At 38.9% G+C, this 20950-nt stretch carries 22 protein-coding genes; 11 read left to right on the forward strand and 11 right to left on the reverse strand.

Annotated elements, in window-relative coordinates:
- Positions 1–49: 49 nt before the first annotated feature.
- Positions 50–1174 carry a transcription termination factor NusA gene (gene nusA, locus SDEL_RS02195; protein WP_012856230.1) on the reverse strand — a complete coding sequence of 375 codons (1125 nt, stop codon included), beginning with the start codon at positions 1172–1174 and terminating at the stop codon, positions 50–52.
- A gap of 258 nt (positions 1175–1432) precedes the next feature.
- Between nusA and SDEL_RS02200 the strand changes: the two genes are divergently transcribed.
- The 6 genes from SDEL_RS02200 to SDEL_RS02225 all read left to right on the forward strand — a co-directional run bounded on the left by SDEL_RS02200 (position 1433) and on the right by SDEL_RS02225 (position 5867).
- Positions 1433–1675 (forward strand): HP0268 family nuclease, encoded by a 243-nt coding sequence (locus SDEL_RS02200; protein WP_012856231.1) that lies wholly within the window; start codon positions 1433–1435, stop codon positions 1673–1675.
- 9 nt (positions 1676–1684) lie between these two features.
- Complete coding sequence (gene miaB / locus SDEL_RS02205) at positions 1685–3001, forward strand: tRNA (N6-isopentenyl adenosine(37)-C2)-methylthiotransferase MiaB (protein WP_012856232.1); 1317 nt, start codon at positions 1685–1687, stop codon at positions 2999–3001.
- 22 nt (positions 3002–3023) lie between these two features.
- Positions 3024–3620 carry a lysophospholipid acyltransferase family protein gene (locus tag SDEL_RS02210; protein ID WP_223295828.1) on the forward strand — a complete coding sequence of 199 codons (597 nt, stop codon included), beginning with the start codon at positions 3024–3026 and terminating at the stop codon, positions 3618–3620.
- Positions 3621–3746: 126 nt separating this feature from the next.
- Positions 3747–4814 carry a hypothetical protein gene (locus SDEL_RS02215; protein WP_223295829.1) on the forward strand — a complete coding sequence of 356 codons (1068 nt, stop codon included), beginning with the start codon at positions 3747–3749 and terminating at the stop codon, positions 4812–4814.
- A complete protein-coding gene (locus tag SDEL_RS02220; RefSeq protein ID WP_012856235.1) occupies positions 4811–5329 on the forward strand; it encodes a hypothetical protein in 519 nt (172 codons plus the stop codon). Before SDEL_RS02215 ends, SDEL_RS02220 begins: the two co-directional genes overlap by 4 nt.
- Entirely contained in the window at positions 5313–5867 is a 555-nt protein-coding gene (locus SDEL_RS02225) for a hypothetical protein (RefSeq protein ID WP_425352953.1), read from the forward strand. Before SDEL_RS02220 ends, SDEL_RS02225 begins: the two co-directional genes overlap by 17 nt.
- On the opposite strand, the gene tilS is transcribed toward SDEL_RS02225, so the two are convergent.
- The 3 genes from tilS to panC are packed head-to-tail and all read right to left on the reverse strand — an operon-like array spanning position 5845 to position 8959.
- Positions 5845–6840: a tRNA lysidine(34) synthetase TilS gene (gene tilS, locus SDEL_RS02230; RefSeq protein ID WP_012856237.1), complete on the reverse strand. Its 996-nt coding sequence runs from the start codon at positions 6838–6840 to the stop codon at positions 5845–5847. The two genes, SDEL_RS02225 and tilS, sit on opposite strands and share 23 nt — an antisense overlap.
- Entirely contained in the window at positions 6815–8125 is a 1311-nt protein-coding gene (gene rimO, locus SDEL_RS02235; protein ID WP_012856238.1) for a 30S ribosomal protein S12 methylthiotransferase RimO, read from the reverse strand. The genes tilS and rimO overlap by 26 nt, the downstream gene beginning before the upstream one ends.
- 12 nt (positions 8126–8137) lie before the next feature.
- A complete protein-coding gene (gene panC, locus SDEL_RS02240) occupies positions 8138–8959 on the reverse strand; it encodes a pantoate--beta-alanine ligase (protein WP_012856239.1) in 822 nt (273 codons plus the stop codon).
- Positions 8960–9032: 73 nt separating this feature from the next.
- On the opposite strand from panC, the gene prfB reads away from it, so the two are divergent.
- The 4 genes from prfB to SDEL_RS02260 are packed head-to-tail and all read left to right on the forward strand — an operon-like array spanning position 9033 to position 12647.
- Complete coding sequence (gene prfB, locus SDEL_RS02245) at positions 9033–10127, forward strand: peptide chain release factor 2 (protein ID WP_012856240.1); 1095 nt, start codon at positions 9033–9035, stop codon at positions 10125–10127.
- Positions 10128–10157: 30 nt separating this feature from the next.
- The gene (locus tag SDEL_RS02250; protein ID WP_012856241.1) at positions 10158–10484 is read left to right on the forward strand and encodes a hypothetical protein; all 327 of its coding nucleotides are present in this window, start codon (positions 10158–10160) and stop codon (positions 10482–10484) included.
- Between the two features lie 9 nt (positions 10485–10493).
- Positions 10494–11891, forward strand: a complete 1398-nt coding sequence (locus SDEL_RS02255; RefSeq protein ID WP_012856242.1) for a DUF945 family protein — start codon at positions 10494–10496, stop codon at positions 11889–11891.
- Between the two features lie 3 nt (positions 11892–11894).
- Positions 11895–12647, forward strand: coding sequence for an EI24 domain-containing protein (locus tag SDEL_RS02260; protein ID WP_012856243.1), 753 nt, complete (start codon positions 11895–11897; stop codon positions 12645–12647).
- Here the strand turns inward: SDEL_RS02260 and SDEL_RS02265 are convergent.
- The 3 genes from SDEL_RS02265 to rho are packed head-to-tail and all read right to left on the reverse strand — an operon-like array spanning position 12644 to position 16178.
- Positions 12644–13138, reverse strand: coding sequence for an asparaginase domain-containing protein (locus SDEL_RS02265; RefSeq protein WP_012856244.1), 495 nt, complete (start codon positions 13136–13138; stop codon positions 12644–12646). The two genes, SDEL_RS02260 and SDEL_RS02265, sit on opposite strands and share 4 nt — an antisense overlap.
- 1 nt (position 13139) lies before the next feature.
- The gene (locus tag SDEL_RS02270) at positions 13140–14780 is read right to left on the reverse strand and encodes a DNA polymerase III subunit gamma/tau (RefSeq protein WP_012856245.1); all 1641 of its coding nucleotides are present in this window, start codon (positions 14778–14780) and stop codon (positions 13140–13142) included.
- A gap of 54 nt (positions 14781–14834) precedes the next feature.
- A complete protein-coding gene (rho, locus tag SDEL_RS02275; protein ID WP_012856246.1) occupies positions 14835–16178 on the reverse strand; it encodes a transcription termination factor Rho in 1344 nt (447 codons plus the stop codon).
- Between the two features lie 231 nt (positions 16179–16409).
- Between rho and SDEL_RS02280 the strand changes: the two genes are divergently transcribed.
- Positions 16410–17096, forward strand: a complete 687-nt coding sequence (locus SDEL_RS02280) for a di-trans,poly-cis-decaprenylcistransferase (RefSeq protein WP_012856247.1) — start codon at positions 16410–16412, stop codon at positions 17094–17096.
- 82 nt (positions 17097–17178) lie between these two features.
- Here the strand turns inward: SDEL_RS02280 and SDEL_RS02285 are convergent, their stop codons facing one another.
- The 4 genes from SDEL_RS02285 to SDEL_RS02300 all read right to left on the reverse strand — a co-directional run bounded on the left by SDEL_RS02285 (position 17179) and on the right by SDEL_RS02300 (position 20932).
- A complete protein-coding gene (locus tag SDEL_RS02285; RefSeq protein WP_012856248.1) occupies positions 17179–18462 on the reverse strand; it encodes a TRAP transporter large permease in 1284 nt (427 codons plus the stop codon).
- A complete protein-coding gene (locus SDEL_RS02290; protein ID WP_012856249.1) occupies positions 18449–19012 on the reverse strand; it encodes a TRAP transporter small permease in 564 nt (187 codons plus the stop codon). The genes SDEL_RS02285 and SDEL_RS02290 overlap by 14 nt, the downstream gene beginning before the upstream one ends.
- Before the next feature lie 91 nt (positions 19013–19103).
- A complete protein-coding gene (locus SDEL_RS02295; RefSeq protein ID WP_012856250.1) occupies positions 19104–20093 on the reverse strand; it encodes a TRAP transporter substrate-binding protein in 990 nt (329 codons plus the stop codon).
- Positions 20094–20257: 164 nt separating this feature from the next.
- The gene (locus SDEL_RS02300) at positions 20258–20932 is read right to left on the reverse strand and encodes a response regulator transcription factor (protein WP_012856251.1); all 675 of its coding nucleotides are present in this window, start codon (positions 20930–20932) and stop codon (positions 20258–20260) included.
- Positions 20933–20950: the final 18 nt, after the last annotated feature.

A 20950-nucleotide genomic window follows, 5' to 3' on the forward strand; every position in this document is an offset into this window, starting at 1 on the left:
AAAGAAGAAGCTTACATGTAAAGCGTAGAAGCTTTACATGTAAGAAGTGTTAGAGTCCGCCAAAAAGGTTTTTAAGGGCGTTAGGATCACGTTCTGTTGCCAGTTCATCAGATGTATTTTCTGTGGATGATGTACCGCTTCCAGACTCAACCAACTCAATTTCAAATCCTGTGAGCATAGATGTCAAGCGAATATTGATACCATTTTTTCCAATAGCTTTAGATTTTTGATCGCTTGGAAGAGTGACGATTGCTTTGTTATTTTGAATTTTAACGTTCGAAATAATCGCAGGACTGAGTGCACGTGAGATAAAGATTTCAGGGACACTTGAAAACTCAATACAGTCAATATTTTCATTGTGTAACTCTTTACTGACCGCATTAATACGAGCTCCTTTGGTTCCAACGGTTGCACCAACGGCATCAATATTAGGATGAAAAGAGACTAAAGAAATTTTAGCCCGCTCCCCTGGAATACGTGCACTTCCCATGATTTTAATCAATCCATCTTTGATTTCAGGAACTTCTAATTCTAACAGTGACTCTAAAAATTTAGGGCTGGTACGGGAGAGTTCGACATACATCCCTTGCGCTTTATCGATGAGGACTTTTCGAATCACACTTTTAACCACATTGCCTACTTTGAATTTTTCACCTTTGATACGGTTTTTACGAGGTAAAACTGCTCTGATTTCATCAATTTCAATATAGGTGTTCTCATCATTATCGACACGTACAACGCTGCCAAAAACGGTTTTTCCGACCATTTTTTGGTATTTATCAAAAATGTTATGTTCTAAAAGGCGTTGAATGTGATACTCTAGCTCTCGCTGAAGCGTTGCCGCTGCAGTTCTACCCAAATTATCAAGGGGTAATTCATACGTAAGTTCATCCCCGATTTCAATTTCTGGGTCAACCTCTTTTGCCTCTTTAATAGCAATAAAATTTTCATTTCCATCCAATAAACGTTCATCATCAGGGCTGACAACAATGACTTTTTGATAGAGTTTAAGTGTTTTAGTTGCAGAATCAATTTCCGCACCGTATTCATACTCTGCGCCATAAATTTTTTTAGCTGTTTTAACCAGCGCCATGGTAACGGTGTTGCGAACTTCGTTAATATCTAAGCCTTTTTCATGGGCAATAGATTCTATAATATCTACAATTTTTTCCATAGAGTTCCTTAGTAAAGATACATAATTTTATATCATGATGTGATAATCGCAATGATGAAAAATCAAAAAAATGGAAATTTGAACGATTGCGAGGTGAAGAGTGTTATTATAGCTAAAATCTTCTTGCTTTTTTCTTTAGAAAGCTTTCATTTTTTACTCTTAATAAGGAATTTATTGAAAAAAAAGTATACTTCGCGATATATCTTTGTGCATTTTAGACACATACGATAACTTTCTCGAATAGAAAAGAGGTTTACGATGGAAATCAAATTAGCAAGAAATGAAATTAATGGAAAACCCAAGACAATTACTCTGGAAAAAATAACTGAAATTATTGAAAAAGAGGGGCAGAAAATTTTCTATTTTGACAAAGAAAATTCGCACAAAGACCTTGTGGCTTTAGTGGAGACATTTGAAACTAAAGGATTTAGCGTTTACCTCCGTGATATTAAATACGGTTTGGGTGAGGGTGATTACATGTACGAAGTACATATTTTGTAAGGCGAGATTTTGGGTATTCAAGAGGAGAAAAAGCTTTATATCGAGACTTTGGGTTGTGCGATGAATGTGCGTGATTCTGAGCATATCATCGCAGAGCTTGGTGATAAAGAAAATTATGTTTTAACCGACAATCTACAAGAGGCAGATTTGATTTTGGTCAATACCTGTAGTGTGCGTGAAAAGCCTGTGAGTAAACTTTTTTCAGAGATTGGCAAATACAATCTTCAAAAAAAAGAGGGTGCAAAAATAGGGGTTTGTGGGTGCACTGCGAGTCATTTAGGAAAAGAGATTTTTAAGCGTGCTCCTTATGTCAATTTTGTTGTGGGTGCTCGTAACGTTTCTAAAATCGCCACAGCTGTCAATACAGAGAAGTTTTTAAGCGTTGACATTGACTATGATGAGAGTGATTATGCGTTTGGTGATTATCGCAATAATCTTTATAAAGCGTATGTCAATATCTCCATTGGATGTGATAAAAAATGTACCTACTGCATTGTCCCTCACACCAGAGGTGATGAGATTTCTATTCCTGCGGATTTGATTATTAAAGAAGCTCAAAAAGCAGCCCAAAAGGGAGCAAAAGAGATTTTTTTATTGGGACAAAATGTCAATAACTACGGCAAACGTTTTAGTTCCAGCACACACGAAAAGATGGATTTTTCAGATTTATTGAACCGTGTCAGTGAGATTGAAGAGGTAGAGCGTATTCGATTTACCTCTCCGCATCCGTTGCACATGGACGATAAATTTTTAGAGACCTTTGCGCATAACCCTAAAGTTTGCAAATCAATGCATATGCCACTTCAAAGTGGTTCAACACAGATTTTAGCGGCGATGAAGCGAGGTTATAGCAAAGAGTGGTTTTTGGATAGAGCATTAAAACTTCGTGCTATGATCCCTGATGTTTCTATTAGCACTGATATTATCGTAGGATTTCCTGGTGAGAGTGATGCTGATTTTGAAGATACCCTTGATGTGATGCGACAGGTTCGTTTTGAGCAAGTTTTTGCGTTTAAATATTCGGCTCGACCTTTAACCAAAGCAGCAGAATTTACCAATCAAGTTGACAATGAAGTCGCTTCGGAGCGTTTAGATCGTTTGCAAGTAATGCAAGATACTATTTTAGATGAAATTGCAACGAGTAGAACAGATAAAATTTATCCTGTCTATATTGATGAATTGCGCAACAGTGGCTTTTTAGCGGGACGTACGGATAATAATGCGCTCGTGCAAATTAAAGGTGATGAGAATTTATTGGGTCAAACCATTCCTATTAAAATCACCAATCCAAAAAGACTTTCATTGTATGGCGAAATTGTTCTCTAAGCCTTTTAAGCGGAAGCTTTTAGTGTGGTGTGTTCCACCTCTCGTTTATCTTTTTGTTAAACTTCTTTTCTTTACATGTAAAAAGAGATTTCATTTTTCTATCAATGGTTCACAGACGCCAAGTATTTATGCGATTTGGCACGGTGAGCTTTTGATGGCTGCGGCTGCTTATACGTACTATTCAAAACGGGTGAGCATTGATACGATTGTGAGTCATCATTTTGATGGTGAACTGGTGGCTAAACTGATGCAAATTTTTGGGGGTGGAACCATTCGGGGGAGTTCTTCAAAAGGGGGTGTCTCAGCATTACGTCAAGCCCTCAAAGCCCTTCAAAATGGTCGTGATATCGGCATTACTCCTGATGGTCCTAGAGGTCCTAGACACAGTGTGGCAAATGGTGTTGCGGCAATGGCGTGTATGAAACAGGTGCCTATTATTACGATGCACTGTGAGCCATCTGCTTCGTGGAAAATGAAAAGTTGGGATCGTTTTTGCATTCCCAAACCTTTTAGTACGCTCCATTTTTATTACAGTGATCCTTTTTATGTGCATGAACTCTCTTTGGAAGAGGCAAAAGCGCTCATACAAAAGCGACTCTTAGAACATGTACACGAATAAAGTGTATGAAAATGGTACTGCTTTTGCTTAATATTTTACGAAACTTAAGCAATAATAGTCTAATATATATTCAAATTCAAATCAACACAAGAGTAATGCAGTGAACAAAGAGTCAGTCGCATGGGCATGAGAGAACTTTTTCAAAAAAAATTCCAGAATCTTTTTGTCTCTATTGTTTTGCATGAAACAGAGTGTTTGCTCTATTGTAAAGTTTTCAAAAATGGAAAAATTGAGAAGAGCTTTACAAAGTCGTTTCTCTTAACCCCACCTACAGAAGCCCTTGATAAAGCGATTGAAAACTATCTGGTTGAACTTCAAGATGAGTATCGTTTTGTCTATGTCGCTTTATTGCTGAGTACGTTAGGACAAGGAGCGATTGAAGGCACTCAGAGTGTGGATTTTAACAAACATCATGTGGATATCTCCAGTGTACATTCTGTAAGTTTTGCGAAGCAGTGGTCTGCGTATGCTTCTTACATTGAAATCAAGTGGGCAAAGAATCTTTTTTCTGATGTCGGGCTGGATCTCATTTACTCTCCGTTTGTGGTTTTAAATGACTTTATCGTCAATGAAAAACTGCGCTCAAAACCAACCTGTTATATTTTAAATTGTCATGATTTTTTTGTGATTGGGGTTTTTGAGGGTAAACAGCTTCATTTTGGTGCTTTTTTTAAAACACAAAGCGATACCTCTTTTTCGCATACTGATGATGTGAGTGATTGGGAGCATGAAGAACAAGAGATGGGTCTTGCTTCTGATGAAGAGATGCCAGAGTTACAGATTGAGAAAGAAGATAAATCTGAAGAGTCAGAAGAGTTGGGTGAATTTGGAGAATTGAGTGAATTAGAAGATATTGATGCCCTGCCCAATGGTGATACCTTTTCAGATGTAGATACACGAACTTTAGGGCATTTTAGCGGTTTAGATGCTTTAAAAGAAGAAGATATCAGCCTAGAGCTTTATGGGCGTGATCTTTTGGTTTATAAGTACTTAAAATCAGCGCTTGAGGAGTATTATCATAATCCTTTGTATGTGAGTCAATTTATTGAGGAGATTGTGATTTTTGATGGATATGAAATCAGTTCTGATTTTATTCGTCAAATTCAAGATGAGCTGATGATGTCCGTGGAAGTGCACAAGGTGAATGTGGGTGAGCGTATTTGTGATATTGCAATCGAAGAGGTTTTTGGATGAGAAGTTTTATTGCTCCAAGACCTAAACCCTTTCTCTCTCTTTTTAGTAAGATGTGGATTGTTTTTATTACATTAATGACCCTGTTTATGGTGATGTTTAATTTTTATATTGTTTTTGAAATGCACTCTTTTAAAAAGGGAATGGTTAAATTGACCCAAGAGCGTGAGATGCTGGAGCAAAAAATTGATGAGGATGACCTCTTATTGGGGAGTATTTTACGTCAAAAGGCATTAGCAGAAGAGATTTTCTCTAACAATACCCTCTTAAAAGATAGTATGAATAACCTTTTTGATTTGGTGCCTGATCAAATTACCTTGAAAAAAGTTGAAATGGAGCGTAACTCTTTGATTTTATACGGGGTCTCTCCGACGCAAGATGCGTTTAATTTTCTCTTAGCGGCTCCTCTAAAATCTATTTTTCATACCAGTCAAACAACCTTTTATTTAACCAAAGAGGGATGGTACAATTTTGTGAGCACGAATAAAATCATTGAAGAGGATGGTTACAGTGAGTAATCTTGATCGAAGCCTCGATAAAATTGATCTTATGAAGTTGCTTCTTTTTTTATTGGTTTTTTTGGTGATTACTTTTAGTTTTGTCTTTGTCTTAATTATTCCCAATATTAAAGAACACCGTGTTATACAAGCAGAGTATAAACGGGTATTGGTTCATAAAACACGTGTTGAAAATCTCTTTTTAGAGCGTGAAGCAGAACTTTCTAAACTGAAAAAAGAGAATGCACACGTGATTATTGCGTTTAAACATCCTTTTTCTCAGGATGAATTTATGCGTTATGCCATGCAGTTTTTTAGTGATGTCTCTTTGGTAGAAATTTCAAAATCAGAGTATAAAAAAGAGTTTGTCGAATATGAACTGAATGTCACCTCCACCCTTCAAACACCAACAAATTTTTATCATTTTTTAGAGGGGCTTAATCGTTATAAGAACATTGTACAAGCTGATTTTCCTATTCACCTTGAAGCCGATAAAAAGAGTATTACATCAACATTTAAGATTAAAGTCTACGACCTTAACGCAACACAACCTCATTAATATCAATTTCCTCTGAAGCAAGATAGGCTCTTATTTTTGCTGGAATCTTGGCTTTTCGGTACATCTCTTTTTCGTTTTTTGTAAGAGGCGTTTTACGATAAGGCGCAATGTAGATAGCATTTTCACCAAAAACAACGGCTAGGGTATGTCCCACAACACAGTTGCGTGTCTGAAGGATTTCATGACGCTCTTTGCTAGAGGCTAAAAGACCTAAGATTTTTAACGCCTTGTCAATTTGGCGAATATTGATCAAATCATCATCGTGTAATGGGATGATAAAAAGCTCTTTAATGCGTTTAAATCTCTTGGGAAGAAGTCTTTGGGTATCTTCATCTAAATAGGCAAAACTCTTGGCAATACCTGCTTCATAGGCTTCTAAAAGTGGTGTAGCAAAGCGGTATCGAAATGTGTTACGAAGATGAGAAAAAGAGGCGTTGCTTTCATCTTCAAAAAAATGAATCTTCTCTTTTTCAAGGAAATCTTTGAGATGCGCTTTGCTGACATGTAACAGTGGACGAACGATGGTGTACGCTTCTCTTTTCTCCCACTCTCTCATGCCTATCATTTCAACCAATCCCGCTCCTTTGCAGAGTTGCATTAAAAACCACTCAAGTTGGTCTCCCAAATGGTGTGCCATAATAAGCGTTTCATAGCCATGTTCATGGATGAGCGATTCAAAAAATTCATAACGTACATGACGGGCATGGTGCTCAAAATTGCGCTCTTTTAGGTTACATGTAAAGGTGAAAAGGTTTTTGTTAAAGCGTAAAGAGAGCTCTTTTGCATAGGCTTCTTCTTCTTGACTTTGAGGACGTGTTTGGTAATTGACATGTGCGATGTCAAAAGAGATACCTTTTACATGTAATAAAAAGAAGAGAGCGGTAGAGTCTCCACCGCCAGAAAAAGCCAAAAGGTTTTTTGTATGTTGAAGAGACGCTAAGGTGCTCTCATGCAAGAGCGGTGATGGTTGCAACGAGTTTATCTCCCACAAGCTCTGTGATTTTAGCCCTATAAGATGCGCCAATAGAGACATTCTCCACCTCTGAGTCATTCACCAAAATTTCTCCATCGATCCCAGGCGCCCATAAAAGCTCTCTAGCTCCCATAAAGAGTTCATGTTCACTGCTTTCACCTTCAATCAAGATAAGAACTTCTTTTCCAACCTCTTTTTCAAAACTCTGTTTGGTTTTAGCTTGAACGATTTTATCGAGTTGTTTAATGCGTTTATTGATGGTTTTTGTATCAATTTTTCCATGCATTTCGTACGCACTTGTATCTTCTTCGTCGGAATAAGCAAAAATATTGACACGGTCAAAATCGAAACGTTTTGCAAAGCTCAAAAGCTCTTCAAACTCAGCATCACTCTCTTCTGGATGACCTACGATAAAACTGGTGCGAATAAAACTATTGGGTGCTTTACGCATCATCTCTAATTGTTCCATGATACGCTCACGTCCTGCTCCTCTTTTCATACGTTTAAGCATGGTATCACTGATGTGTTGGATAGGCATATCAAAGTAGTTGTGACAAAGTGGTGAAGCAATAATGCGCTCAATCAAAGCGTTGGAAGTGGTGGTTGGATAGAGATACAAGATACGTGCACTCTTGATTCCCTCAATCTTCTCAACCGCATCAATAAGCTTAATCAGTCCCTCTTTTTCGCCCATGTCTCTTAGGTATGAGCTACTATCTTGCGAGATAAAGCTAAAGTCATAAAAACCTTTAGACACTAAGGCTTTAACTTCTTTGATGAGAGATTCAAGGGTACGTGAGTGCAATTTACCTTTAAAACCGGGGATGGCGCAAAAACTACACGCTTGATTACACCCCTCTGAGAGTTTGACATAGGCATGGGCATTGGAGCCTGTAATGACACGCTCTTCTTCGTTCATTAAGTAGGTTGAAGGGGTGAAGCGGTTTTGGCGCAGGGCAATAATCTCATCAATTTTGTCATAATCGCCCACGCCTGTAAACAAGTCGACTTCTTTGAGTTCTTTGGTTAAATCCTCTTTGTAACGCTCACTTAAACAGCCCGCCATAACTAACAAAGAGCCTTTTTTACGAGCTTCATGCAGTGCAAAAATGGTGTTGAGACTCTCCTCTTTGGCAGGTCCGATAAATCCACAGGTATTGACAATGAGTACATCCGCTTGTGAAGCGTCGTCGCAGAGTTCATACGCACGCAATTTTCCTAACATCACTTCGCTATCCACGAGATTTTTGTTACAGCCCAGTGAGACTAAATGTAGTTTTTTCAAGCTTTTCCTTTGTTATATCCATAAATTATCAATGAGACGGGTGGTACCCACTTTTGCGCAGACTAAAATAATGCAGTTGCCTAATTCAATCGAAGGTATTGTATCAAAATCTCTATTTAAGATTTCCACATATTCTACATGTAAAGGAGATAGTACTTCTAACATTTCAGCTTTAATTATCTCACAATCTCTCTCTTTTCCCATGAGTGCACGAGAAGCAACTTTAAGGGATTTGGAGAGCAAAAGGGCTTCTTGACGCTCGTGTGCATTTAAATAGACATTGCGACTTGAAAGCGCTAGTCCATCATCCTCTCGTACAATTTCGCACGGAACAATCTCAAGGTCTAAAAAGAGTGTTTTGACCATATTTTGGATGAGATAAAGTTGCTGGGCATCTTTTTTTCCAAAGTAGGCACGATAGGGTTTGGTGAGGTTAAAGAGTTTTAAAACAACCCGTAAAACACCATCAAAATGCCCTGGACGTGCCAGTCCTTCTAGGATGTACGCTTTGGTGCTAGGCGCTATAATGCTTGGCTCACATGCGCCATACATCGCCTCTGCGTTGGGCATAAATAAAATATCAACCCCTGCGAGTTCACAGATTTTGATATCAGCTTGCGTGCGTTTGGGGTACGTTTCAAAATCTTCTCCCGCTAAAAATTGTGTAGGGTTTACAAACACAGAGACGATGGTATGGTCATTTTGAGCTGTTGATTTTTGAATGAGGCTTAGATGACCGTTGTGTAAAGCTCCCATAGTTGGTACAAAACCAACACTGTTTGAAAGCTCACCTCGTGCATGGCGTAATTCTTCAATGGTTGTTACTATTTTCATTTTAGGCACTTTAGAGTTTATTTGGAGTAAAATAGATACTTTTAAAAAGCGCATTATATCAAAAGGAAGATGTTTGGATAGTTACGAATATACGGAATTATTAAAAAAATTAACCACCAAAGTGGATAATATCGCTCAGATTATCAAACCTGAAGAGATTGCAAAAAGGCTTGGGGAGATTGAAGCCATCGAGCAAGACCCTGAATTTTGGAATGATGCCAAAAGAGCGGCTGAAATGCAAAAAGAAAAAACCGCACTCAACTCTCTTTTAAATCGTTATACCAAAGCTAAAAATGTCGTCAGTGATGCCGTTGATTTGTACGAGATGGCAAATGCTGAAAACGATGAGACGACCATAGAAGAGCTTTTTAACGATGCGCAGCGTGTGGAAGATCATATCACCAATCTTGAAATTGCGATGATGCTGAGCGGTGAAAATGATACGAAAAATGCTATCGTTTCTATTCACCCAGGGGCTGGTGGAACGGAGAGTCAAGATTGGGCGAGTATTTTGTATCGTATGTATTTGCGTTGGGCGGAACGCTCAGGCTTTAAAGTAGAAGTGCTTGATTATCAAGAAGGTGAAGAAGCGGGCATTAAGGATGTGAGTTTCATCATTAGCGGTGAAAATGCGTATGGGTATCTTAAAGTAGAAAATGGTATTCACCGATTGGTACGCATTAGCCCCTTTGATGCCAATGCAAAGCGCCATACATCGTTTAGTTCTGTGATGGTTTCACCTGAGGTGGATGATGATATTGACATTGTGCTTGAAGATAGAGATTTGAAGGTCGATACCTACCGAGCCAGCGGTGCAGGTGGTCAGCATGTCAATAAAACAGACAGTGCGATTCGTATTACCCATATGCCAACAGGTATTGTAGTACAGTGTCAAAATGATAGGTCTCAGCATAAAAATAGAGCTTCAGCAATGAAAATGCTCAAATCTCGTTTGTATGAACTCGAACTTGAAAAACAACAAGCGGAAAAAGATGGGATTGAAAAGAGTGAGATTGGATGGGGACACCAGATACGCTCTTATGTTCTAGCCCCTTATCAGCAAGTCAAAGACAACCGAAGCAATATTGCCTATTCTCAAGTCAATGCGATTTTAGATGGCGATATTTCAAAAGTGATTGAAGATGTGCTGATTGCACAAAAACGTTAAATTTTATCTTTACATGTAAAAGGAGAAACCATGCATAGACAAGCGATTTTAAATCAATTAGGTTACAGTGTCAGTGAGAATACCATAGCGCAACTTGAGCGTGTGATTGCCAATACTTCAGGATTTGAGCATGTTGAAAAGCATCTTATGGCATTGCATGATGCCCTTAAACCTTTTCATTCGTTTGTCGCACTTTCAAGCAATAAAGACTATTTTAAAATCAAAAATGAGGCAGGAGATGCCACGAGAGTCGATGAGGTCAATGAGATGATTGTTAAATGGGCTGAAAAATATAAAATTACTTTAGAAAAAGTTCCAAATAAAAACACCTATTATGTGATAGGGTATAAATTATAAAGGTCACAAATGACAAAACGTACGTATGGTATTATCGCTTCTGTGGTGGTGGTAACAGTATTGGCTGCTACGCCACTGGTTATTTCACAAAAAATTGATGCATCGCTTAAAAAAGAAGCAGACCATTTAGCAAAAAATGGTTTTAAAACAGAAGAGTTGAGCAAGAGCGGTTATTTTACAACGAAGAGAACGTTTAGCCTTGAAGTTACGGATGCAAGAAAAGCTCGTGATTTTTTATTGGCGCAGTTGGTGGAAAAAAACGCTCAATACAAACTCTTTGCGCAAAGCCTTCAACAAGGAAGCGAGGCGGAGATTAATGAGGCGATCAATGGTTTACAATTTAAAGGAGAGATGTCACACAGCAATCTTTTGCCACAAGATGTAAAAGTCTCTTTAAGTCTTAGTGCCCTGCCTACGTCTGTTCAGGAAAATCTTAAAACGGATGCAGCGCTTTTGGCTTTGCTCACGCCTCTGCTGACAAAAGGTGTTTTAGGGGCAGATATGCTTTTTGGAAGTGATGAAAAACTCAAAGCTTTTCATTTAAAAGATATTCAAGAAGAGCTGAGCATGGATGGGGGTAAGTTAATACTGAACACCAAAGACCATACGCTTAAATTGGATCATCGTGGTGAAGTTGTGGTGGGAAGCTTAGGGGTTGGACATCAGCTGATTGCCGCACAAGCGGAGATGATGGAGTCCAAAAGTGAGCTTAACTCGTTTTTGTATAATTTTACTTATCATGATGAGTTTAACAATCATGCAGATATGCGTATTGGAAACTATGCGCTTGAAATTAACGATGAGTTTACGGCACTTAAGGCTGGATTAGGTGGGCTTAAAGCGACCAGTAGCATTGAAGAGAAAAATCAAGAGCTTCTGATGAAAGCCGAATATACACTGGATAAAATAGCTCTTGAAGAGAGCGGTGAGAGCATCAAAATGGATACTTTCTTGACCAATTTCTTTTTAAGAGGTGTGGATGCCAATGCCATGCGAAAATTGCAAACAGATTATAATACCCTGTTGATAAGCCAAACACCTCCTTCTGATGAGGTTTTATTGGCAGATATTATGGCGTTGATTCAGCATGGGTTTACATTTGATTTGGGGCTTATCTTTAAAGGTATTGATTATGACACGATGCACTTCAAAGATATGAGTATCGATACGACGTTAGCCCTTGCAAAAAACAGTTACAGCAATCAGCAGAGTCCTCTGGCACTTTTAGGGCTTTTGGATATAAGCTCAAAGGTCAAAATTCACAAAGATGATCGTACGCTTTTGGAAAGTCTCCAGCTGACAGCAAAAAAGGATTTTGCTTTGGGCAAGGCTGAGGGAGACTATTTTATCTATGACATTAACATGAAAAATGGTGTGCTAAGTGTCAATAATCAAGCGATTCAATAAGCAATGACACCCAATACACCACAAACATCAACCAATATTTTTTTCTTATCTCTTGGCGATACTTTTTCGCCGAGGGTTCTGCTGGTTTCGCTTGTCTCCTTTCTTTTAACGCTGCTGGTTTTTGTAGGCATCATTTGGCTCTTTTTTGGAGGGATGGGTGCGCTGTCGCTTTGGTTAAGTGAAAGCGTGCAAAGTTTTGAGGGGAGTTTAGAACAGAGTTGGCTTTTTAGCGTTGTCTCGTTGATTTTTATCACCAAAACGGTGGTCTCCATCCTCTTCTTTTTTACGTCTGCTTTGGTGGTGTATTATCTTTTTTTAATGGTCTATTCTGTCATTGTAGGTTTTTTCTCAGGCTATTTTATCAGCGAAATCGCACGTAACTATTATCCTCATGTGGCATTAAAAGGGATTGGTTTTGTAGGTTATGTAGGCGTGATGCTTAAAAGTGTGCTTATCACCACGGTTTTATTTATTATCTTATCGCCGTTGGTGTTTATCCCTCTGCTGAATTTTCTTTTACTCTTACCCGTTTTTTATCTTTTTCATAAACTCTTAGTACTAGAAGTTTCCTCTATGGTTAATACCTCTTCTGAGTATAAAGTATTGAAACAACGCTATTCAGGAGGTATGAGGAGCATTTCACTGCTCTGTTTTGCCCTAACGTTTATCCCTTTTATAGGCGTTGTTATTTATCCTTATTATGTCATTGTGATGAGTCATTTTTTACTGCGTAAGACGGAGGCATTACGAGCTTAACAGCGCTCGAAAATGCCTTTTTCTCTGTTTTTATAAAGATGTGAATGTTCGGCAATAGCGCCATGCATCGCAATATAAATCCCTTTTTTTTCTGTTACATGTAAAGCGCCAAGGGCGAACATAAAGTTGGCGGTTGCCTCTGTGGTATCAATACTAAAAGGTACCATAGCGCCTGTAAGTATGACACATTTCTCTTTTACATGTAAAGCCAAAAAACGTGCTGTTTGATCCATCGTATCGGTTCCATGGACGATTAAAATTTTGTGAGAAGTAGAGGTTTGAATGGTATGTGCTATGTGGGCTCTATCCGCATCGTTCATCTCTAAACTGTCTTTGTGTAGGATAGAACGAAGCGTATAGTGTGTGTTAGAGCAGTGGTGTAAAATAGACTCTATGGCATTGCTATCTTTGGGAACTTCAAGTTCACCACGCAGAGGATTGTAGCGTTTGTTAAACGTCCCTCCGGTATTGAGGATAAGAATAGGCTCCATCTTAAATCTTCTGTTGAATTTGAATTTTTTTAGGTTCAAAAAGTTCAGTGGCTCGTTGAATAAAAGGAGTATTTAAAATCTCCGTAGCGTCAAACTCTTTTTGATTTGCCAATAAATCGCCTGTGGCGCAACTTTCGCTTTGAGGTTTTTCTTCAAATTCTAGATTTTCGATGGTGGAAGCACTTTGCGGGGCTTCTTCTTCAAAGGAAGGAGTCAAAGGTTGTGTTGTTGAAACTTCTAGCTCTTTTTTGATAATGTTAATCTTCGTTTCAAATCCAAAAATATCTTGTACAAAATGACGAATAATCGCAGAATTATGCTTTAAAATGGTTCCACTCTCACCCTGTGCCGTTGAATGGAGTGTTAAGGTGTTGTCTATAAAACTCTCAAACTGGATATGGTGTTGGAAACACTCCCCGAGTTCGACATTACGATCAAGCAGTTTATCGCACAAACGGCTAAAAAGCATTTGTGCTGTTACCCCTTGATCAGGAACATGCGCTGTTTCCATGGAAGTTTCAAGAAGGAGGGGATGCGCTGTTTCTTCTTCTTGCATGGGCGTATGCAAAGGCATTTGAAGCTTCTCATTTTCTAAAGAGTCTATCATCTCTTCTATCGTTTTAATGTGTGTTGCCTCAACCATTTTAAAGAGCACTAAAGAGAGGATAAAGCCGTTATTCGCATTAATGTAAAGGAGGCTTTTGGCTTCGCTTAAAATCTTAAAAAAACGTTCATAAAGTAGGGTTGAAAAGCGTCTGTCTTGCTCAAAAAAAGCGTTTTTCAAATAGGCAATTAACTCATCCATAACCACTTCACACTCATAACTCTCTAGCGTTTTAATCAGTCCTAATAGTTCTGTTTTATTGCCGTTTAAAATGGCACTAAAGAGGGTTTCTAACTGTTTGGGGTCTAACAGCCCTAGCATCGTTGCGACATGTTCAGGCGTAATGTAACCTTTAGAATAAATAATCGCTTGATCCAAAAGCGTTAAGGTATCACGCAGTGAACCATTTCCCGCACGAGAGAGCATCTCAAGGGCTTCTTTTTCATACTCAATTTTTTCCAAATTTAAAATGTGGCAGAGGTGATTGATGACATCACTTTGTTTAATTTGTTTAAAACGAAAGTGTTGCACTCTCGATAAAATCGTCGCAGGAAGTTTTAAAGGGTCGGTGGTTGCTAGGATAAATTTAACATACGAAGGAGGCTCTTCTAGCGTTTTTAAGAGGGCATTAAAGGCTTGAGTCGTGAGCATATGCACTTCATCAATAATAAAAATTTTAAATCGAGCAGAAGAGGGTTTGTATTTGGTACTTTCAATCAATTCACGAATATCATCAATGCCTCGATTGGACGCAGCATCCATCTCAATAATATCAATATGGCGATTTTCATTGGCACTTAAGCAGTGCTCACACACATCACAAGGGGTTGCGTTTGGTCCTTGCTCACATACTAGTGCTTTGGCAAAAATACGAGCCGTTGATGTTTTTCCACTGCCTCTGAGTCCTGAAAACAGATAGGCGTGTGAGAGCCTGTTTTGATTGAGGGCAGAAGAGAGCGTTTGTGTAATGGCTTCTTGACCAATGAGTTTATCAAAAGAAGAGGGACGGTATTTGAGAGCTAGAACTTGATGTGGCACGGCATAACCTTTTGATGTATTGGGAGGGAGGGTGCAAAGTTTTTTGCACCACTCTTACTCGTTCATAATAGAGAGTAACTCTTCGTTATCTTTGGTTTTAAGCATTTTTGCATACAAGAATTTCAAGGCTTCGATATCTTCCATTTGGTTAATAGCACTACGCAGTGCCCAAACTTTTTGAAGCGTATCAGGGCTTAAAAGAAGCTCTTCTTTTCTCGTTCCTGATTTCATAATATTAACAGCAGGATAGATTCTTCTATCAGAGATATTTCTATCTAAGACAATTTCACTGTTACCTGTACCTTTAAACTCTTCGAAGATAACCTCGTCCATACGACTGCCTGTCTCAATCAGTGCGGTTGAGATAATGGTCAAACTTCCGCCATCTTCAATGTTTCTAGCCGCTCCAAAGAAACGTTTTGGTTTGTGAAGAGCGTTGGCATCCACACCACCACTTAACACTTTACCGCTTGAAGGGGTGACGGTATTGTACGCACGGGCAAGTCTGGTGATAGAATCGAGCAAGATAATAACATCTTTACCCATCTCCACACGGCGTTTTGCTTTTTCAATGACAAGGTTTGCCACACGTACATGATTTGATGCTGGCATATCAAAGGTAGAGCTATACACTTCTCCTTGAACGCAGCGTTGCATATCGGTTACCTCTTCAGGTCTTTCATCCACAAGAAGGACAATGAGTTCTGCTTCGGGGTGATTGCGTGCGATACCGTGTGCTAACTCTTTCATCAGCTCTGTTTTACCGCTACGTGGTGGTGCTACGATAAGCCCACGCTGACCTTTGCCCAATGGGGTGAAGAGGTCTAACACACGTCCTGTGATTTTCATTGGGTCGTATTCGAGTTTAATTTTTTCAGTCGGATAAAGTGGCGTTAGGTTTTCAAAAAGAGGACGTTTTTTGCTCTCGGCTAAAGGTAAATAGTTAATTGCTTCAATTTTTAAAAGCGCATAGTAACGCTCTTGATCTTTTGGGGGACGTACCTGACCTGTGACGATGTCACCTGTACGAAGTGCAAATTTTTTCACTTGGGTGCTACTGACATAGGCATCATTCGCGCTGTCTGAAAAGTTAGCATCGGTGGCACGTAAAAAGCCATAGCCTTCACCCGCAATCTCTAAAATACCTGTAAAAAGGATGAACCCGCCTTGATTGACTTGGGATTTTAAAATTTCAAACATCAAATCTTGACGTTTGAGCTCATTTGGATTTTCAATGCCAAGTTCAGTGGCGATTTCTAAGAGTTTTTCTAAGGGAATGGTTCTTAGATTTTCAATTTTATAGCCATCTACTGGAACATGCGTTCGTGATTTGGTGTAGTGGGTAGGTTTGCTTTGTGCAGGGGTTTGGGTATTTGAGGTTGGAGTATTTCCGCTCATTGTGCCTTCTTTGTTGTGATGTATTCATTCATGAAGCTAGAGTCTCTGATAGGATGGAAAAATCCCAAAGTGATAGAGTAACTCGAGTCGATTTTTTATGAGACTACTTTGTGAGAATTCTAAAAGTAGTAATGGCGTAATTTTAGTCAAAGCAAGACATTTTGTCAAGTAAAGATAAAGCCAAAGAGGATAAAATGAGCGCATTAAAAATTGGATAGAAGAAGTAGAAGCATGAATGATTTGGTACATTTAGCGATGATTATGGATGGCAATGGAAGATGGGCAAAAAGGCAAGGTAAAGAGCGCTCTTTTGGGCATAAAGAGGGAGCAAAAAAAGTCAGAGAAATCACCAAATACGCTTCAAAAATGGGCATTAAGTATTTAACGTTATATGCGTTTAGCACTGAAAATTGGAATCGACCCAAAGCAGAAGTTGCTGTTCTTATGAAACTCCTCTCTAAATACCTTCACAGTGAAATTCCCACCCTTTTAGAAAATAATATTCGTTTTGATGTGATTGGAGATATGAGTAAATTTTCAACGACCTTGCAACAAGAAATTGTTTACGCCAAAGAGCAAACAGCGCATTGTACGGGGCTTACGCAAGTACTGGCGATCAATTACGGAGCACACGATGAAATTCTTCGAGCCATTCAAAAATCTTTACATGTAAACGGTGAAATCACCAAAGAGATACTTGAGTCTCATCTTGATACGGCGGGGATGCCTCCTGTGGATTTGCTCATTCGAACAGGTGGGGATGGACGTCTTTCAAACTTTTTATTATGGCAAGTTGCCTATGCGGAGCTTTTTTTTAGTAAAACGCTGTGGCCTGATTTTTCAGTGGGAGAGTTAGAAACGATTGTTTCTGAGTACACTCAAAGAGAAAGACGTTTTGGTGCGGTTATTGAAGAGTAAGCAAAGCGTCAAAAGGGTTTAAAAAGCTTTACATGTAAAAGTGAAGAAGGCAAATGCCTTCTTCGTGTTGTAAATGGGAAGATTAGATACCAAACATTAACTGTGGTAACCACAAAGAGATGATAGGTATATACGTAATAATAATAAGTCCTACAAATAAAACAGCAACCCACGGAAGGGATGCCACAACGACCTCTTTGAGACTCAGCCCCGTCATACCTGCTGCCACAAAGAGATTCAGTCCAACAGGCGGGGTAATCATACCAATTTCCATGTTGACGACCATGATAACACCAAAGTGAATTGGGTCAATACCGAGTGCTAAAACCAATGGCAATAGAAGTGGTACGGTAATCATAACAATGGAACTAGGCTCCATAAATTGTCCCATCAAAAGGAGCAAGATATTGACAATAACCAAGAACATAATCGGTCCAACATTGGCATTCATAATCATTTGCGTGATTTGCTGAGGAATCGTCTCATCGGTTAAAAAGTGCGCAAAAATCATCGCATTGGCGATAACAAAGAAAATCATTGAGCTTGTTAGTGCCGCTTCGATGATAATAGGATAGACATCTTTAAGTTTCAAATCTTTATAAACAAAGACAGAGACGACAAAAGCATACACCGCACTCACCGCACCCGCTTCGGTTGGGGTAAAGAGACCACCGTAAATTCCGCCGATAACCACAACAATGAGCATCAATGCCCAAAATGCCTCTTTAAACTTTTTCAAACGAACTTTAAATGGAGCAGGTTCTTGTCTTTTGAAGCCTAAGCGTACCGCACCTACATAGGTCAGTGCCATAAGCATAAAGCCTATAAGAAGACCCGGAATAACACCTGCCATAAAGAGTTTACCAATGGAAAGGTCTGCGGTGACACCATACACGATAAAAACGATAGATGGTGGAATCAAAATACCCAAACTTCCTGATGTTGCAATCGTACCAATCGCATAACCTCTAGGATACCCCGCTTCTTTAATCGCTGAAAACATTACAGAACCAATCGCCGCAACGGTTGCGGGTGAGCTTCCACTCACGGCTGCAAAAATCATTGATGCAAAAATCGCCGAAATAGGCAGACCACCAGGAAGGTGTCCTACGATGGATTGCGCAAAATCAATAATACGCTTCGCCGCACCACCTTTAGAGAGAAAAGAACCCGCTAAAATAAACATAGGAATCGCCATCAACGTATATTTATTGAGACCATCAAACACATGTGAGGTAATGCCCATTAAGTCCATGTCGGTAAAAAAGAAAGCCGTAATCAGTGTACTCGCACCCAAAGAGACAGATACGGGAACACCTAGGAACATGAGAAGAAAGAGCAATCCAAATATACTAAGCATTAACATCTTTAACTCCTCTAATTTCCAATGAATCTTTAATCGCTTCTAATTCGTGGTTCACCACAACATTGTTTGCGTTCATCTCTGCGACTTCAAACACTTTTTCGCCTGCTCGAAAAGAAGCTCCGACAAAGGCTAAAGGAAGTACTAAATGTGGAATCCACATCGGTACACCAAGGTCGATACTCATTTCACCAAAATCCATCATCATCAGGGTTAATTCATACCCCAAATATGCCATCAGGCCTAAGTACAAACAGCTAAAGAGATGCGCAGCCATTAAAATGACTTTTGCCATCATCGGTGGTAATTTTTCTAAAAGCATGGTCACAGAAATGTGCACACCTTTTTTAAAACCATAGGCCGCACCAAAAAGTGCTGACCACATAAATAAATAGTTGGTAAGCTCTCCTGCCCAAGTCAAGCTCATTTCAAAAAAATAACGTAAAACGACGTTAACAAAAGCGAGTAAAACACCTAGTGTAATACCAAAAACAGCAACATTTTTATTGAGTGCCATAACCCCTAAATCGAGGATTGTAAAATACTTTCTCATCTTTTTTTCTTCTTCATTGTATTTTTACATGTAATCACTATTAAAGCCTTAAAAGGCTCTTTGGTTTTTTCCAAAGAGCCTTTGGCTCACCTTACTTAACGGCTTGAACTTTTTTGATGAGGTCTTCGCCAATGGTTTTATAAAACTGTGGATAAATCGCTTCCATCGCTTTTTGCCATGCAGCTTTTTGCTCAGGAGTGAGGGTGTGGATTTTGAGGTTTCCAGACGCTTTGGCATACTCACTGATTTTTGCGAGCATATCTTCATCATCAAGAGCCGCTTCTTTTCGCTCATACTCAGTAGCTTCTTTCATCGCTTGAAGAACCATTGGTTTCAAGTCTTTTGGAAATTTTTTCCAAAAACTCTCACTCATAATAACCAAATAGCCTAAGTAGCCGTGATTTGAAAGGGTAAGGTCTGTTTGAACTTCATTAAATTTTTTGGTGTAGAAGTTTGAAAGTGGGTTCTCCGCACCATCAACGACACCTTGTTGAAGGGCTGAATAAACCTCTGAAAATGGTAAAACTTGAGGATTTGCGCCTACGGCTTTAAACTGTGCTTCCAAAACGTGTGAACTCATGATTCTAAATTTTTGACCTGCTGCATCTTCAGGAAGAAGAATTGGTTTTTTGTTAGAAGAGAGGTGTTTGAATCCTGCATCCCAGTAGTCAAGTGCTACAAAGCCTTTTTTACTTACTTTGTCTTTGAGGATTTGACCTACTTCACCATCTAAGACTTTATAGAGATGGTCTTTGTCTCTAAAGATGAACGGTAAATCGAAAAGTTGCATCTCAGGAACGAGGCTGGTAAATTTAGAGAAGCTGGGCATTGCGATATGTGCATTGCCGAGTTTTAAGGCTTTCATCTCTTCGCCATCACCATAAAGCTGAGAGTTTGGAAATACAATGACTTCCACTTTACCATTGGTGAGCTCACCCACTCTTTTTGCAAAGAAATCAGCACCTTTACCTTTTGGGGTATTGGGACTTACCACGTGGGTCACTTTAATGGTATATTCTGCTGCAATCGCAGATGAAACAAGAAGCGTTGCCGCTGCCATCACTTTAAGAAACTTCGTCATGTCTGACTCCTTTTTAGTATTATTTCTAAAGGCGATTATAGGCGATAATTATGTCAAAGTTATGTATGTTTACATGTAAAGAGTCAAACACTCCTCAATAAACATTCTTCGGTTTCAATTTGTAACAAAAATAGACAAAATTAAAGTTTATTTAGAAAATCATGTTACAATTTGTAACCAATACCTTGAATATTCTTTAAAACTCCCTCTGGTAACTTCTTTCTTAAATTTTTTATCATTAAACGAAGAGCATTCAAGCTCATATACTCACCTTCCCACAACTTCTCCTCTATCTCTGCATAGGTAATGATAGAATCTTTTTGTAAAAGAAGTTCAATAAACTTAGCTTCTTTTTTCGTTAATTCATACATATCAGCACCGTGCGTAACACTTTTTTGTAAAATATCATAAAACCAATCAGCCGCTAAGGCTTTTAAATGTTCTTTTTCACTCGCTTGTAAAAATTTTTCCAAAGCATCAAAAAGTTTAGGTTCGGTAATGGGTTTTACAATGTAACGAAGCAAAGAGAGTTCAATAGCTTCAAGCATAAAATCCACTTCCGTGTAAGCGGTAATAATAATAATCTGCGCATGTGCATCGTTTTGACGAATCTTTTTGACCAACTCAATGCCACTTAAGCGAGGCATTTTAATATCGGTAATGACCAAATCAGGTTTGTGTTCTTCAAAGAGGCGATAGGCTTCCTCTCCATCGTGGGCAAGATAGACATCTTTAAAGAGTAAACCTAGAAGCTCATAGACGTTTTTTCGCACACCTGCTTCATCCTCAGCGTATAAAACACGGTAATTTGCTAATTTTTTAAGCATCTTTTCATTCATATCAACCCTTTACATTTA

Origin of the sequence: Sulfurospirillum deleyianum DSM 6946 (genome assembly GCF_000024885.1) — a bacterium.
Lineage (GTDB): Bacteria > Campylobacterota > Campylobacteria > Campylobacterales > Sulfurospirillaceae > Sulfurospirillum > Sulfurospirillum deleyianum.

Bases quoted from the DNA above. Each gene is read 5' to 3' on its own strand.
- nusA (WP_012856230.1), bottom strand. From the start codon at position 1,174: ATGGAAAAAATTGTAGATATTATAGAATCTATTGCCCATGAAAAAGGC.
- SDEL_RS02200 (WP_012856231.1), top strand. From the start codon at position 1,433: ATGGAAATCAAATTAGCAAGAAATGAAATTAATGGAAAACCCAAGACA.
- SDEL_RS02215 (WP_223295829.1), top strand. From the start codon at position 3,747: ATGAGAGAACTTTTTCAAAAAAAATTCCAGAATCTTTTTGTCTCTATT.
- SDEL_RS02220 (WP_012856235.1), top strand. From the start codon at position 4,811: ATGAGAAGTTTTATTGCTCCAAGACCTAAACCCTTTCTCTCTCTTTTT.
- SDEL_RS02225 (WP_425352953.1), top strand. From the start codon at position 5,313: ATGGTTACAGTGAGTAATCTTGATCGAAGCCTCGATAAAATTGATCTT.
- panC (WP_012856239.1), bottom strand. From the start codon at position 8,959: ATGAAAATAGTAACAACCATTGAAGAATTACGCCATGCACGAGGTGAG.
- SDEL_RS02250 (WP_012856241.1), top strand. From the start codon at position 10,158: ATGCATAGACAAGCGATTTTAAATCAATTAGGTTACAGTGTCAGTGAG.
- SDEL_RS02255 (WP_012856242.1), top strand. From the start codon at position 10,494: ATGACAAAACGTACGTATGGTATTATCGCTTCTGTGGTGGTGGTAACA.
- SDEL_RS02260 (WP_012856243.1), top strand. From the start codon at position 11,895: ATGACACCCAATACACCACAAACATCAACCAATATTTTTTTCTTATCT.
- SDEL_RS02265 (WP_012856244.1), bottom strand. From the start codon at position 13,138: ATGGAGCCTATTCTTATCCTCAATACCGGAGGGACGTTTAACAAACGC.
- rho (WP_012856246.1), bottom strand. From the start codon at position 16,178: ATGAGCGGAAATACTCCAACCTCAAATACCCAAACCCCTGCACAAAGC.
- SDEL_RS02280 (WP_012856247.1), top strand. From the start codon at position 16,410: ATGAATGATTTGGTACATTTAGCGATGATTATGGATGGCAATGGAAGA.
- SDEL_RS02285 (WP_012856248.1), bottom strand. From the start codon at position 18,462: ATGTTAATGCTTAGTATATTTGGATTGCTCTTTCTTCTCATGTTCCTA.
- SDEL_RS02290 (WP_012856249.1), bottom strand. From the start codon at position 19,012: ATGAGAAAGTATTTTACAATCCTCGATTTAGGGGTTATGGCACTCAAT.
- SDEL_RS02295 (WP_012856250.1), bottom strand. From the start codon at position 20,093: ATGACGAAGTTTCTTAAAGTGATGGCAGCGGCAACGCTTCTTGTTTCA.
- SDEL_RS02300 (WP_012856251.1), bottom strand. From the start codon at position 20,932: ATGAATGAAAAGATGCTTAAAAAATTAGCAAATTACCGTGTTTTATAC.